The organism is Polaromonas sp. P1_G2 (genome assembly GCF_056405515.1).
Map to the genome: position 1 here is coordinate 1 of NZ_JBFUBY010000107.1, position 12,728 is coordinate 12,728.

The 12,728-nt window shown below is 63.9% G+C and carries 12 protein-coding genes and 1 pseudogene; 6 read left to right on the forward strand and 7 right to left on the reverse strand.

Translation table 11 applies throughout. From position 1 onward, the window contains the following. On the forward strand, positions 1 to 607 hold a 607-nt coding region (locus tag AC1D0P_RS12825), incomplete at its 5' end, for a hypothetical protein (protein ID WP_477677092.1). A gap of 125 nt (positions 608 to 732) precedes the next feature. Here AC1D0P_RS12825 and AC1D0P_RS12830 read toward each other — a convergent pair. Further along, a complete protein-coding gene (locus tag AC1D0P_RS12830; RefSeq protein ID WP_477677093.1) occupies positions 733 to 1,635 on the reverse strand; it encodes a LysR substrate-binding domain-containing protein in 903 nt (300 codons plus the stop codon). Positions 1,636 to 1,720: 85 nt separating this feature from the next. On the opposite strand from AC1D0P_RS12830, the gene AC1D0P_RS12835 reads away from it, so the two are divergent. The 5 genes from AC1D0P_RS12835 to AC1D0P_RS12855 are packed head-to-tail and all read left to right on the forward strand — an operon-like array spanning position 1,721 to position 7,039. Next, positions 1,721 to 2,716 (forward strand): Bug family tripartite tricarboxylate transporter substrate binding protein, encoded by a 996-nt coding sequence (locus tag AC1D0P_RS12835; RefSeq protein ID WP_477677094.1) that lies wholly within the window; start codon positions 1,721 to 1,723, stop codon positions 2,714 to 2,716. Positions 2,717 to 2,750: 34 nt separating this feature from the next. Then, positions 2,751 to 3,608, forward strand: a complete 858-nt coding sequence (locus AC1D0P_RS12840) for an HTD2 family dehydratase (RefSeq protein ID WP_477677095.1) — start codon at positions 2,751 to 2,753, stop codon at positions 3,606 to 3,608. 9 nt (positions 3,609 to 3,617) lie between these two features. Next, positions 3,618 to 4,799, forward strand: a complete 1,182-nt coding sequence (locus AC1D0P_RS12845) for a CaiB/BaiF CoA transferase family protein (RefSeq protein ID WP_477677096.1) — start codon at positions 3,618 to 3,620, stop codon at positions 4,797 to 4,799. Continuing rightward, positions 4,796 to 5,629: an HpcH/HpaI aldolase/citrate lyase family protein gene (locus AC1D0P_RS12850; RefSeq protein ID WP_477677097.1), complete on the forward strand. Its 834-nt coding sequence runs from the start codon at positions 4,796 to 4,798 to the stop codon at positions 5,627 to 5,629. Before AC1D0P_RS12845 ends, AC1D0P_RS12850 begins: the two co-directional genes overlap by 4 nt. A gap of 54 nt (positions 5,630 to 5,683) precedes the next feature. Continuing rightward, positions 5,684 to 7,039, forward strand: coding sequence for a class-II fumarase/aspartase family protein (locus tag AC1D0P_RS12855; protein ID WP_477677098.1), 1,356 nt, complete (start codon positions 5,684 to 5,686; stop codon positions 7,037 to 7,039). 69 nt (positions 7,040 to 7,108) lie between these two features. Here AC1D0P_RS12855 and AC1D0P_RS12860 read toward each other — a convergent pair whose 3' ends face one another. The 6 genes and pseudogenes from AC1D0P_RS12860 to AC1D0P_RS12885 form a co-directional block, all read right to left on the reverse strand. Continuing rightward, a complete protein-coding gene (locus tag AC1D0P_RS12860) occupies positions 7,109 to 7,519 on the reverse strand; it encodes a dihydroneopterin aldolase (RefSeq protein WP_477677099.1) in 411 nt (136 codons plus the stop codon). Positions 7,520 to 7,545: 26 nt separating this feature from the next. Continuing rightward, positions 7,546 to 8,937 carry an L-serine ammonia-lyase gene (locus AC1D0P_RS12865; RefSeq protein ID WP_477677100.1) on the reverse strand — a complete coding sequence of 464 codons (1,392 nt, stop codon included), beginning with the start codon at positions 8,935 to 8,937 and terminating at the stop codon, positions 7,546 to 7,548. 113 nt (positions 8,938 to 9,050) lie between these two features. Further along, on the reverse strand, positions 9,051 to 9,911 hold the full coding sequence (gene purU / locus AC1D0P_RS12870; RefSeq protein ID WP_477677101.1) for a formyltetrahydrofolate deformylase: 861 nt from the start codon (positions 9,909 to 9,911) through the stop codon (positions 9,051 to 9,053). A gap of 89 nt (positions 9,912 to 10,000) precedes the next feature. Continuing rightward, positions 10,001 to 11,203, reverse strand: a complete 1,203-nt coding sequence (fdhA, locus tag AC1D0P_RS12875) for a formaldehyde dehydrogenase, glutathione-independent (RefSeq protein WP_477677102.1) — start codon at positions 11,201 to 11,203, stop codon at positions 10,001 to 10,003. Between the two features lie 255 nt (positions 11,204 to 11,458). Then, a complete protein-coding gene (locus AC1D0P_RS12880; RefSeq protein WP_477677103.1) occupies positions 11,459 to 12,535 on the reverse strand; it encodes a GlxA family transcriptional regulator in 1,077 nt (358 codons plus the stop codon). A 20-nt stretch (positions 12,536 to 12,555) separates the two neighbouring features. Further along, positions 12,556 to 12,728: pseudogene (locus AC1D0P_RS12885) on the reverse strand (choline ABC transporter permease subunit); the annotation flags it as partial.

Below are 12,728 nucleotides of genomic sequence, written 5' to 3' on the forward strand. Positions count from 1 at the left end.
CAAAAATGTTTCCCGCGATCATATTTTGGCGGATAGCAATGTCCGCAATATCGTGACCGAGATATACAAGTTCATGAAAAAATCAGGAGCGGAGAAAATTCCCATGTCGGTGGCGCGCTTCGTTCATGCAATGACGGCAGGTGATGGATATAAATCTGTTATCCAGCGAATGAAAATTGATTTTTCCAGAAAAGGCCAAGCAAATTTTGCGGGAGTGGCTGATGAGCTTTCTCACGGAAGAGGCAACCTGTTTTTTGGTGATGCCAGGGTAAATGGGAATATCCTGCACGGATTGGATGTCCCCTTGGAGCGGGGCAGGCCAACAAGAGCGGCTGCGAAAATTATGGATGCGACCAATGGTCTCGGTCACGAGGAGGTGGTTCCGAGAGAGATGATTTTCGACGCACTCTCACCCACCGGATCTGCGTCCACAGGCTTGGCCCTCAGCTCCTCTGGCGGCCCATTCCATCCATCGCACCGTTTCAATACTCCTTCCCGCCGGCCTCCCCTTGGAAGTACAGGAAGGCCTCGCAGTTTGAGCATGTCAGATCTCGCGGGGGCTGAAGGTGAGGGCGCTGCCCGGCTTGCTATATTTTTTCTGGCGTAGCGTAGCGTGGTATGGCAGGGATGTGCGATGTTCGGGCGCTTGAAGTTGCATCACGTTCCGCATAGGGGGAAACTGCCACGCATTGGTATCCGGCTTGTAACAGTGCTGGCCCTTGGCGCTCCCTCTTAGCGGCGCTCTTTCAGCGCCGTGTGCAGGTAGTCGTAGAACATCTTCGCCGGCGCGCGCAAGGTCGTTCCGCGCAAGGTGGTGAGCCCCAGGACACGCGACACCGCCGGCGCGACCAGCGCCACGCCGACCATCGACGGATGCCGTTTCGGCAAGGCCAGGCGCGGTACGGCCGCAAGCCCCAGCCCCGCCTCGACCATGCCGAGCAGCGTCGCGATGTGGCTCACCTCGAGGCGGTACGAGGGGTTGATGCCGGCCTTGGCCAGCGCGTCGTCCAGCAGTTGCCGGTTGCCGCTGGTGCGCGAGACCGCGATCAGGCGCTCGGTTTCCAGGTTCTTCCACGACAGCGTCTTGCGCCCGGCGAGCGGATGGTGACGCGGCATGGCCACCACGAAAGGGTCGGTGTGAATGGGCTCGAAGTCCACGCCGGGCACCTGGTTGCCCATGAAGCTGATGCCGAAGTCCGACTCGCCCGACACCACGCTGGCCATCACCGCGCCGGCGGCTTCGTCGATCACGCGGACGCGGATCAGCGGGTAGCGCTCCGAGAACGAACTCACCACCGAGGGCAGGAAATGGATGGCCGCGGAGGGTACGCAGGCAACCGTGACCCGGCCGGTGCGGCTGCCGGCGATGTCGGTGATGCCGAGCATGGCGGACTCGAGGTCGTCCATCGCGGCGCGTGCGCGATCGAGAAAAACCTGACCGAGGGGCGTCAGTTCGACCTCACGCGTGGTCCGGTTGAAAAGCCGGGCGCCCAGGATGGTCTCGAGTTTGTCGATGCGCCGGCTTAAAGCGGGTGGCGAAAGGTGGATGTGGTCGGCCGCCGCGCGGAAGCTCCCGCGCTCGGCCACCGCCACGAAGGCCTCGAGTTGCTGCAAATCGAAATTGATGCGTGCCATGCACCAATACTAGCAAAAGTTGCACTTCACGGATTCCCTGCACGCATTGATGATTCGGTAACCAGAACATCCACAGGAGACATCCATGCTGCCCAAACACCCCGTCCGGACTTTGCTGATGCTGAGCTTGCTGCCGCTGGCGGCCGGTTCCTCCATGGCGGCGACCGGTCCAGCGACGTCCCAGAACTGGCCCGAAAAAGCGATCACCATCGTGGTGCCGACCTCCGCCGGCGGCGCCAATGATGCGATGGCGCGTGTCCTGGCCCAGGGACTCAGCAGCCGGCTCGGCAAGCCGGTCATTGTGGACAACCGGGCCGGCGCGAACGGCGCAATTGCCAGCGAGTTCGTGGCCCGCGCCGCGCCGGATGGCTATACCTTGATGTTCGGCTATATCGCCACCCACGGCATCAACCCGGCCCTGCAAAAACTACGCTACAACCCGGTCACCGATTTTGAACCCATTGGCATGGTGGCGGCTTCTCCGACGGTGCTGGTCGTCAACCCGGAAGTGCCGGCCAAGACCGCCAAGGAACTGGTGCAGCTCATCAAGGCCAAACCCGACAGCTTCAGTTTCGCGACGGCGGGGAACGGCACCGCGCCGCATATCGCCGGCGAGCTTTTCAAGCTCTCCGCCGGGCTGGACGTGATCGGGATTCCCCACAAAGGCTCGGCGCCCGCCGTGATGAGCACCATCTCCGGCATCACGCAGTACATGTTTCCCAGCTTGTTCACCGCCTACCCGCAAATCAAGGGCGGCAAGCTCAAGCCGCTGGGCATCGCCGGCGACAAGCGATCGCCCATCTTGCCTGACGTCCCGACGCTGGCCGAACAGGGCATTCCCAACGTCAGCATGTCTCAGTGGTATGCCATGTTCGCTCCCGCCAAAACCCCCAAGGCGGTGGTGGACCGGCTGAACCAGGAGATCAACCGCGTGCTGGCCGAAAAATCCGTGCAGAAATTCATCGAAGACCAGGGGGCCGAGGTCGAAACCAGCACGCCAGCGCAGCTCAAAACCCTGGTGCAAAAGGAAGTCACGCGCTGGAAGGGCGTTGTGGCGGCTGCAAAAATCAAGCTCGATTGAGCGGCGCAAGATCTGCTGAAAGGAGTGCATGCGCATGAATCTGCAAAACTGGACAGGCCGCAGCGAAACGGTGGAAGACCTCGTCACCGCGACGCCCTGTGCGGCACTGGCCGCCACGCTGGACTGGCCCGCTTCCGCCGGGCCGCAGCGTCCCGCAGCCGGCACCCCGTTGCCTTACCTGTGGCATTGGCTGTATTTTCTGCCTCTGCACCCGCAATCGGACATCGGGCCCGATGGCCACGCCAAACGCGGCGGCTTCCTGCCGCCCGTACCGCTGCCGCGCCGCATGTGGGCCGGCAGCGATTTCGAGTTCCATGAGCCCTTGCGGGTCGGAGACGCGCTGCAGCGCACGTCCACGATTGCCGGAATCACCGAGAAATCGGGCCGCAGCGGAAACCTGGTTTTCGTGAAGGTGCGCCACGAGCTTCGCCGCAACGGCTCCGCGGACGTGGCGTTGACCGAGCACCACAACATCGTCTACCGCGCGGCGCCGACGCCGGCCGACGTGGCCCCGCCGCCGCAGGCCGCGCCCGCCGAATTTGCCTGGGTGCGCCGCATGGTCGCCGACGACGTGCTGCTGTTCCGCTACTCGGCCCTCACGTTCAACGGGCACCGAATCCACTACGACCGCAAGTACGTCACCGAGGTCGAGGGCTACCCGGGCCTCATCGTGCACGGCCCGCTGATCGCCACGCTGCTCATGGACCTGCTGCGCCGGCACATGCCCGACGCCGCGGTGCGCAAATTTGAGTTCAAGGCGGTCCGGCCCACTTTCGACGTCAACCCGTTCTCGATTCACGGCCAGCCTTCAGCCGACGGCAAAAGCGTGCGCCTGTGGGGACGCGACCACGAAGGCTGGCTCACGATGGATGCCACCGCCACGCTGGGCTGAGGAAACGCCATGCAACCACTCAAGGGAATCACCGTCGTCACGCTCGAACACGCCATCGCGGCGCCCTTCGCCACACGGCAACTGGCCGACATGGGCGCGCGTGTCATCAAGGTCGAGCGCCCCGGCGTGGGTGATTTCGCGCGGGCCTACGACAGCCGCGTGCGGGGCTTGGCGTCACACTTCGTCTGGACCAACCGCTCCAAGGAAAGCCTGACGCTGGACGTCAAGCATGAGGAGGCGCGGAAGATCCTCATGCGCCTGATCCTCGAGGAGGCCGACGTCGTGGTGCAGAACCTCGCGCCAGGCGCCGCCGCGCGGCTCGGCCTGTCGTACGAAGCCTTGGCCAGGCGCAAGCCCGGCATCATCGTCTGCGATATCTCGGGCTATGGCGACGACGGCCCCTACCGCGACAAAAAGGCCTATGACCTGCTGATCCAGAGCGAGGCCGGTTTCGTCTCGGTGACCGGCACGCCCGACACGCCGTCCAAGGCCGGCCCGTCCATCGCCGACATCGCCGCCGGCATGTATGCGTACACCAACATCCTGGGCGCGCTCATGCACCGTCAGCAGACCGGCGAAGGCCAGCGCATCGACATCTCGATGCTCGAGTCGCTGTCGGAGTGGATGAGCTACCCGCTCTACTACGCCTTCGAAGGCGCGGCGCCGCCCCAGCGCACGGGCGCCAGCCACGCGACGATTTACCCCTACGGCCCGTTCCTGGCCGGTGACGGCAAGACCGTGATGATGGGCCTGCAGAACGAACGCGAGTGGAAGGTGTTCTGCGAAAAGGTGCTGCTGCAGTCAGCGCTCGCCAGCGACCCGCGTTTTGCCGGCAATGCCCAGCGCAGCGCCGCCCGGGGCGAGCTCTCCTCGCTCATCGTCGAAGCCTTCAGCGCCCTGAGCGCCGCGCAGGTCGTCGAGCGGCTGGAAAGCGCCGGCATCGCCAACGCGCAGGTCAACACCATGGGCGAGCTGTGGAAACATCCGCAACTCGAAGCCCGCGCGCGCTGGCGTGAAATCGATACACCGGCGGGCGCCGTGCCCGCCATGCTGCCGCCCGGTTCCTGGCAACACGGCGCCCCGCGCATGGACGCTGTGCCTGCGCTGGGCCAACACACCGACGCGATCCTGAACCACTTCGGCTACGGCACCGAACAGATCGCCCAGTTGCGCGCGGAAGGCGCCGTATGAGCATGCCGCCCGCCGCGCCGCTGAGCTACCTGTTCGTGCCGGGCAACGTGCCCGAGCGATTCGCGAAGGCCTTGGCCTCGGGTGCGGACCGCGTCATCATCGACCTGGAAGACGCGGTCTCGCCCTCCGGAAAGGCTGCCGCGCGCGAAGCCATCGCGGCGTGGATGTCCTCCGCCAACGAAGAGATTCGTGGAAAACTGCTGATCCGCATCAACGACGCGAGCACGGGCTGGTACAAGGACGACCTGCAGCTCCTGCGGCAGGTGCGGGCCGCCTGCGTCATGATTCCGAAATGCGAAAGCAGGCGGCAGCTTGCCGACGTTCTGGGTCCGCTCGGTGTGGGCGCCACCGCCTTGCCGCTGGTCGAAACAGCGCGTGGCCTGCTGGCCGCCCTCGACCTTGCCACCGCACCAGGCATCGCGCGCCTGGCCTTTGGCTCGCTCGACTACATGGCCGACCTCGACATTCCCACCGACAGCCCGGCGCTGCAGCACGCCGCGATCCAGCTTGCCGTTGCGTCACGCGCCGCGGGTTTGCCCCCGCCCGTGGCCGGCGTCACGCCCGACATCGACGCGGACCGCGTTGCAGCCGACATGGCGCAGGCACGCCGCCTCGGCTTCGGCGCCAAGATGTGCATACACCCCGCGCAGGTTGCCGCGGTGCATCGCGCGTTGCGGCCCGGCGCCGAAGAGCAGGCCTGGGCACAACGCGTCCTGATCGCCTCGCGCGCGGCCGGCGGTGGYGCCATCCAGCTCGACGGGAAGATGGTCGATCGCCCGGTGATCCTCAAAGCCGAGCGCATCCTGGCCCTGGCCGCACGCATCCCCTGATTTTTCACAAGATACATAACCCAACGTAACCCAACATAACCCAACGGAGAAACTATGTCCGCAACCATCATCGACTCAAAAATTTTCGGCGACATGTTCAGCGATGCCGCCATGCGGCATGTCTGGTCGGACGAAAACCGCACCGCCAAATACCTGGACATCGAGCGCGCGCTCGCCAAGGTCCAGGGCGCCCTCGGCATCATTCCCAAAGAGGCGGCCGAAGAGATCGTGAGGAACTGCGAGCCCAGCCAGATCGACTGGGCCAAGCTCAAGGCCAAGACCGAGCAGATCGGCTACCCGATCATCGCCGTGGTCAACCAGATCAACGCGCATTGCAAGGATGGCCTGGGCGAATACTGCCATTGGGGCGCCACCACGCAGGACATCACCGACACGGCCGCCGTGCTGCAGATACGCGAGGGCCTCGCGCTGGTCGAGGCCGACCTCGCGGACATCTCGGCCTCGCTCGCCAAACTGGCGCGCGACCACCGCGACACGCCGATCATCGGCCGCAGCAACCTGCAGCAGGCGACACCCATCACCTTCGGCTACAAGATGGCCAGCATCCTCGCGGGCATCGAGCGCCACCGTGAACGCCTCACGCAGCTCAAGCCGCGGGTGCTGGTCGGTGAGTTCGGTGGCGCGTCGGGCACGCTGTCCTCGCTCGAGAAAGGCGCGATGGAAACCCAGGCCGGCCTCATGAAGGAACTCGGGCTCGGGCAGCCGCTGATTTCGTGGCACACCGTGCGCGACAACTTCGCCGAAGTCGGCGCCTTCCTCGGCATCGTCGGGGGTTCGCTCGGCAAGATTGCCATGGACGTCAAGCTGCTGATGCAGACCGAGGTCGCGGAAGTGTTCGAGCCTTTCGCGCCAGGCCGCGGTTCCTCGTCGACCATGCCGCAAAAGCGCAACCCGATCTCCTGCCTCTACATCCACGCCAATATCTCCGTGGTGCGCCAGCTGGCCGCATCGCTGATGGATGCGATGGTCGCCGACCATGAGCGCTCCACCGGCCCGTGGGAAATCGAATGGGTGGCGATGCCCGAGATTTTCTGCCTGATCTCGGGCGCGCTCAAGCAGACGAAGTTCATCCTCGCGGGCCTCGAAGTCGATGCCGCGCAGATGCGCCGCAACATCGACATGACCCACGGCCTCGTGATGTCGGAGGCGGTGATGATGGGCCTGGGCCCCTACATCGGACGCGAATACGCGCACGACCTGGTCTATGACATCTGCCGCGAGGCGCTCCAGCAAAAGCGCCCACTGATCGACCTGCTGGCGGAGCACCCTCAGATCAAGAAGCACGTGACGCGCGAACAGCTGGCCTCGTTCTGCGACCCGATGAACAACCTGGGCCAGGCGGGCGTGATGGTCGACAGGGTGCTGGCTTCGATCAAGGCACCCGCCTAGCAGCCTACAACGGTGTCATTGGCGTAAGCGCATCAACAGGGGCATTTTGTCGCCTGGCCGTAGCGAAAGTTACGCCGAGGTCGAAAGGGCCGCCAGGCGCTGCTGTTCCTCGAACTGAAGCCGCGTGACATCGCGCTCAAGTCCCACAAACCGCGCCTGGGGAATGGGTTGCGTTTTGTACAGGCCGATCCAGATATCCGTGATCCGGCTGTCGGAAAACACGTGGCTCACCAATTCGTTCAGGCGTGTTTCCAGCAAGGGCGTATGCGCGCTGAGCGGCCACTCGTCGAGTACCCATCGGCAGATAGGCTCATAGTCGAAGCATTGAGCCAGGGTCGAGGGGATTGTCTCGGCCAGCCCGCTGATGCGCAAGCTCACCAGGACGGGCTGCGGTTCGTGTTCATGGCCGTAAACACCGACGCGCAATCGCGTCTGGAGCGACTCGATACGGACCGTCCATTGGGAGCGAAGCGTCGTCAACCGTTCACCCCTGCCTTTTTCAAACACTAACATTCAACGATGTTGACCGCCAGGCCTCCGCGCGCGGTCTCCTTGTACTTGGTCATCATGTCGGCGCCGGTTTCGCGCATGGTCTTGATGACTTTGTCCAGGCTCACATGGTGCGTTCCGTCGCCATGCAGGGCCATGCGGGCGGCATTGATGGCTTTGACCGAGGCAATGGCGTTGCGCTCGATGCACGGTATCTGGACCAGCCCGCCGACCGGGTCGCAGGTCAGCCCGAGGTGGTGCTCCATGCCGATCTCGGCCGCGTTTTCCACCTGCTCCGGTGTGCCGCCCATGACGGCACACAATGCCGCCGCCGCCATGGAGCAGGCCACGCCGACCTCCCCCTGGCAACCCACTTCGGCCCCCGAGATCGAGGCATTCTCTTTGTACAGCATGCCGATGGCGGCGGCGGTCAACAGGAAGTCGATCACGCCGCTGGGGGTGGAAGTAGCCACAAAGCGGGTGTAGTAGTGAAGAACGGCCGGTACGATACCCGCCGCGCCATTGGTGGGCGCCGTGACGACGCGGCCTCCCGCGGCGTTTTCTTCGTTCACCGCCAAGGCGTATAGGTTGACCCAGTCCAGCACCTGCAGCGGGTCGCGCAGGGCGGCCTCGGGATTGGCGCGGAGCCTGTGGTGCAGGTCGGCCGCGCGGCGCTTGATCTTGAAGCCGCCCGGCAGCACGCCCTGGGTCCGGCAGCCGCGCTCCACGCAGGCTTGCATTACTGTCCAGATCCTGTGCAGGCCTGCGTCGATGTCGGCATCGCTGCGCCAATGCCGTTCGTTGCGGCGCATGAGTTCGGCGATCGAGATGCCCGCGGTTTTGCATTGGCGCATCAGCTCGTCGCCGCTGTGGAAAGGGTAAGGCAACACGGTGACATCCGGTGCCAGCACTTTCTGCTTGCTTCCATCGGCCGCTACTTCGTCGCTGACCACAAAGCCGCCCCCAACCGAGTAGTAACAGCGATTCAGCAGTTCCGCCCCCATGGCGTCATATGCGATGCAGCGCATGCCGTTGGGGTGAAAGGGCAGGGTTTCGCGGCGGTAAAACGCCAGATGGTCTTTTTCCCTGAAGGAGACCACATGCCGGCCAGCCAGACGTAGTTGGCCGGTGGCGCGGATCGCCTCCAGCAGCGCCGGAATGGCTTCCACGTCGACGTTTTCAGGGTCATGCCCTTCCAGGCCCAGCAGCACGGCCTTGTCGGTGCCGTGGCCTTTGCCGGTCGAACCCAGGGAACCGTAGAGCTTGACCTCGACACGTGCGCAAGACGCCAGCAGGCCCTGGTGCGCCAGGCGCTCGGTGAACAGATGGGCCGCCCGCATCGGCCCCACGGTGTGCGAGCTGCTCGGTCCGATACCGATCTTGAATATGTCAAAAACACTGACAGCCATAGTGGAGGGTCTCGTTTAGCGCTGTGCGCTCTGGTATGGAGGATGGATGAAAAAGAGGGTAGCCAGGCCGGGCAAAGGCGCCATTGCGCCGGCCGTGGCGAAATGCATTGTGGTCAACGCAGCACCACGGTTTTCATGCCGTTGATGAACACCCGCCGCTCCAGCACGAAACGCAGGGCCCGTGACAACACCAGGCTTTCCACCAGGCGGCCCGCCTGTGACAGGTTTTGCGGTGTGTCGGCGTGGTCCACACGTTCGACGGACTGCTCGATGATCGGGCCCTCGTCAAGGTCGGTGGTGGCAAAGTGAGCGGTGGCGCCAATCAGCTTGACGCCGCGGTCGTGGGCCTGCTGGTGGGGTTTTCCGCCTTTGAAGCCGGGCAGGAAGGAGTGGTGGATGTTGATGACCCGGCCATGCAGTTGCCGGCACAAGGCTTCCGACAAAACCTGCATATAGCGGGCCAGTATCACGAACTCGGCTCCGGTCTCCGCGATCAGCTGTTTCAGTTTTTCCTCTTGCGCGGGCTTGGTTTCAGCACTGATCGGAAGGTGATGAAAGGGAATGCCCTCGGCTTCGGCCAAGGGCGCCAGATCGGCATGGTTGGACGCGATGGCCACGATGTCCATCTTCAGTTCGCCGCGCCGCCATTGGGCGATCAGCTCGCGCAGGCAGTGGTCAAACCTGGACACCATGATCAGCACGCGGGTGGGCTCCGCCAGGTCATGCACCCGCCATTGCGCCTGCGGGAATGTTTCGGCCAGTTCGGCGAAGGCGCCGCGCAAGACCTCCACCGGACTGCGCAGGCTGAAAACACCGCGTACAAAAAAGCGTTCCGTCGTATGGTCGTCAAACACCGAAAACTGTTCGATGTAGGCCCCATGCTGGTTTAACAGCGCGGATATGGCGGCGACCTGCCCCTGGGCGCTTCCGCAGGCCAGGTTCAGGCAGTAATGGTTGTCTTGGTCCGGCGTCATTGGCACGAGAGATTTTGAGTGGAGTGTTTTTTTTTGCGGAATCTGGAGACTGCTTTCGCGGTCCGAGGCATCGCCCCGGACCATGAACGTCAGGCGGCCTTCTTCAGTTGCCTGCGCGGGTCGATGACAAATTTCTTCGGCGCACCGGCATCAAACTCGGCATAGCCCGAGGGTGCGTCGTCGAGCGATATCACCTGGACGCCCACCACATCGGCGATATTGATACGGTCCCACAGAATGGCCTGCATCAGCGCGCGGTTGTATTTCATGACGGGTGTCTGGCCGGTGAAGAAACTGTGCGACTTGGCCCAGCCCAGGCCGAGGCGGATGCTGAGTGAGCCGAGTTTTGCCGCCTTGTCCACGCCACCGGGGTCTTCCGTCACATACAGGCCCGGAATACCTATCTTGCCCGCCGCGCGTGTGACTTCCATCAGTGAATTGAGCACCGTGGCCGGGGCCTCCGTCTGCGACCCCGCATGGCCATGGCCGCGCGCCTCGAAGCCCACCGCGTCAACGGCGCAGTCSACTTCGGGCGTGCCCAGAATGTGCGCGATCTGCTCGCCCAGTGTTACATCCTTCGACAGATCGACGGTCTCAAAACCAACCTTGCGTGCATGTTCGAGGCGAGACGGGTTGATGTCTCCGACAATGACCACGGCGGCCCCCAGCAAGCGTGCCGATGCGGCAGCGGCCAGGCCCACCGGGCCGGCGCCCGCCACATACACCGTGCTGCCTGGGCCGACCCCGGCCGTCACCGCGCCGTGGTAGCCGGTGGGCAGGATATCGGACAGGCAAGTCAGGTCACGGATCTTTTCAATCGCCTGTGCGCGATCGGGAAATTTCAGCAGGTTGAAGTCAGCGTAGGGCACCATGACGTACTCGGCTTGCCCGCCGATCCAGCCACCCATATCGACGTATCCGTAGGCCCCGCCCGCGCGCGACGGATTGACGCTCAGGCAGACGCCGGTGTGCTGCTCTTTGCAGGTGCGGCAGCGCCCGCATGCCACATTGAACGGAACCGAAACGACATCACCCGGCTTCAGCGTTTCGACGTCGCGGCCGACTTCGAGCACCTCGCCCGTGATTTCATGGCCCAGCACCAAGCCGGCCGGCGCGGTGGTGCGGCCGCGCACCATGTGCTGGTCGGAGCCGCAGATGTTGGTGGTGAGCACCTTCAGGATGACACCGTGTTCGGCGGTACCACCCGCTGGATTGACCAGCTTGGGAAACGGAATGGACTGGACTTCAACATGGCCCTGGCGCAAATAGACGACACCGCGATTCGCTGACATTTTTTGTCTCCTTGGGTTGGCATGAAATGACTTGCATGGCTGTCATGTCCGGGGCGTCGCGCTTCACGGGCCGGTGGCACGATGGTGAAACCCCGGCGGAATGGCCGATGTCAGGTTCATGTCCCGGTCCTTGCAGATGTGAAATTGCGCGGCGCAACGCACCACTGCACTTTCACAGGTTGGTGCGGCGGAACTTTGCTGGGAACGACGCGGAGTTGTACCGCAGCGGCGGACGCATAGCCGCGGTCAGTGGTTTCAGGCGGCTCGCGCGACAGCTGCCAGGCGTTTGCGCGGGACCTTTGCGCGGGGTTCGCCGTCACCCACCTTGCGGCGGCGCTCCTCGCTGGGCGCATGCCCGAACAAGCTGCGGTAAGCCTTGCAGAAATGCGAGGAAGACTGGAAACCGCACGCCACGGTGACCTGCATGATGGGGTGGCTGCTGTGTGTCAGCAGCTCCTGGGCCCGGCGCAGCCGCAGGTTCATGTAGTACTGCGCCGGATTGATGCTGAAGTAGCGGTGGAACAGGCGCTCCAGCTGGCGCAGCGAAAGCCCGACGGCGCCGGCCAGTTCGGCCAGGGGCAAGGGGTCTTCAATGTTGGCCGCCATGATTTCTGCGGCCTCGGTCAGATGTTGATAACCCGGGCCGATGCACTCGGGCTGCGGGATGCGCTGGCGGTCGTTGCTGGCACGCAGCCGCTCCACGATGAATTGTTCGGAAATATCCATCACCAGCTTCGCGCCGTGGCTGCCGCGGATGAGATGCAGCATCAGGTGCAGGGGTGCCGTGCCGCCGGAACAGGTCATGCGGTCGCGGTCGAGGATGAAGACCTCYGGCGCAAATCGCACCTTGGGAAACTCCTCGCTGATCGCCGCCAGGTTCTCCCAATGGATGGCGCACCTGTAGCCGTCCAGCAGCCCGGCGCTGGCCAGTGCGAAGGAGCCGGTGCACAGTGCGCCCATGACCGCGCCGCCGGCGGCGCATTGGCGCAGAAGCTGGCGCACGGCGTCATTGGTCACGCCGCGAACGTTGATGCCGCCGCAGACAAATACCATGTCGCAGCCGGCCAGGTCGGCAAGGCTCCCATTGGTCGCCATGGCCAATCCGTTACTGGCCACGGTGCTTGTCTGTTCGGGGCTCACCACGGTCCATTGGTACAGCGGGCGGCGGCTGATGTAGTTGGCCATGCGCAGCGTTTCCACGGCATTGGCAAAGGCGATCATCGAGTAGTCGTGCAGCAGGATGAAGCCGACACGGGTGCCGTCCTTTCCGGACGTTCCATCGTTGGCGCTCAACGCGGATGACGGGGGGGCTTCAACCGGAATGCGTGGCATGGGGGTGCTCCTTGTGACACCTAGCTCTCGTTTTTCTCGCGGGCCGCGCCAAAGCTTTCGGTGAGGCGGTCCAGGATGATGGCCAGTAAAACCACTGCCAGCCCACTCTCGAATCCCAGGCCGATGTCCAACCGCTGGATGCTGGCGAGTACGTCGTTACCCAGGCCGCCCGCCCCCACCATCGAGGCGATGA

Bases quoted from the DNA above. Each gene is read 5' to 3' on its own strand.
- AC1D0P_RS12830 (WP_477677093.1), bottom strand. From the start codon at position 1,635: ATGGCACGCATCAATTTCGATTTGCAGCAACTCGAGGCCTTCGTGGCG.
- AC1D0P_RS12835 (WP_477677094.1), top strand. From the start codon at position 1,721: ATGCTGCCCAAACACCCCGTCCGGACTTTGCTGATGCTGAGCTTGCTG.
- AC1D0P_RS12840 (WP_477677095.1), top strand. From the start codon at position 2,751: ATGAATCTGCAAAACTGGACAGGCCGCAGCGAAACGGTGGAAGACCTC.
- AC1D0P_RS12845 (WP_477677096.1), top strand. From the start codon at position 3,618: ATGCAACCACTCAAGGGAATCACCGTCGTCACGCTCGAACACGCCATC.
- AC1D0P_RS12855 (WP_477677098.1), top strand. From the start codon at position 5,684: ATGTCCGCAACCATCATCGACTCAAAAATTTTCGGCGACATGTTCAGC.
- AC1D0P_RS12865 (WP_477677100.1), bottom strand. From the start codon at position 8,937: ATGGCTGTCAGTGTTTTTGACATATTCAAGATCGGTATCGGACCGAGC.
- purU (WP_477677101.1), bottom strand. From the start codon at position 9,911: ATGACGCCGGACCAAGACAACCATTACTGCCTGAACCTGGCCTGCGGA.